The sequence below is a fragment of the Clostridium akagii DSM 12554 genome, assembly GCF_000686725.1.
GTDB lineage: Bacteria > Bacillota > Clostridia > Clostridiales > Clostridiaceae > Clostridium_I > Clostridium_I akagii.
The window spans coordinates 1-1,031 of the sequence record NZ_KK366010.1; the positions used below are offsets into that span (position 1 = coordinate 1).

Consider the following 1,031-nt stretch of genomic DNA (forward strand, 5'->3'; position numbering starts at 1 on the left):
ACTCCACTCATATCATCTGTTATTTTCACCTTAAAATTTAGTGTATCTCCTACTGTAACTTCTTTTTTATCTACCTCCAATGTAGTTGTATCAACAACAGGAGGAGTTACATCTATGGTTGTTGGATTTACAGTCACAGTGCAACTTGCTGTTTTATTTCCATCAGCAGTAGTTGCTGTAATTATATCTGTTCCTGAGCTTACTGCTGTTATCTTTCCTGTATTATCCACTGTTGCTACAGCATTATCTGATGATATCCACGTTACAGCTTTATTTGTTGCATCACTCGGACCCACTGCTACACTTAATGTATCTGTTCGTCCTACTATTAATGTATCTGTCGTTTTATTTAATACTACTGATGACACGTTAACTACTGGATTATTTACATTTACTGTACAAGTGCTTGTCTCATTTCCATCAGCTGAAGTTACTGTGATTGTAGCTGTTCCAGCACTTACTGCTGTTACTATTCCTGTAGTATCAACTGCTACTACATTCGTATTTGAAGATGCCCAAGTTACTGCTTTGCTTGTAGCATTGCTTGGAGCTACTATTGCACTTAAAGTATCTGTGCTTCCTACTGTTAAAGTATCTGTAGTTTTATTTAATGATACTGACGACACGTTAACTACTGGATTATTTACAGTTACTATGCAACTTGAAGTCTTACTTCCATCGATTGTAGTTGCTGTGATTGTTGCTGTTCCAGCACTTACTGCTGTTACTTTTCCTGTATTATCAACTGCTACTACTTTAGAATCTGAAGTTGTCCAAGTTACTGCCTTGTTTGTTGCAATACTTGGAGATACTGTTGCTGTTAATGTATCGGTGCTTGCTACTGTTAAAGTATCTGTGGGTTTATTTAATGCTACTGATGCTACGTTTGTTATGTTATTTATAAATGGTACTGGTGTTGGAGTACTACCATCTGCTGTTTTTACTATTCTAACTTCAATGGCTTCAATTCTTAAAGACTTACCATCTGTACCAGCTTCTTGTCCATCACTGACCCATGGTTGCCATCCAAT

General features: G+C 36.9%; 1 protein-coding gene. It reads right to left on the minus strand.

Annotated features, from left to right (window positions below):
- Positions 1 to 1,031 (minus strand): Ig-like domain-containing protein (locus BR66_RS26065; RefSeq protein WP_162174166.1); only part of this gene is annotated, 1,031 nt, incomplete at both ends.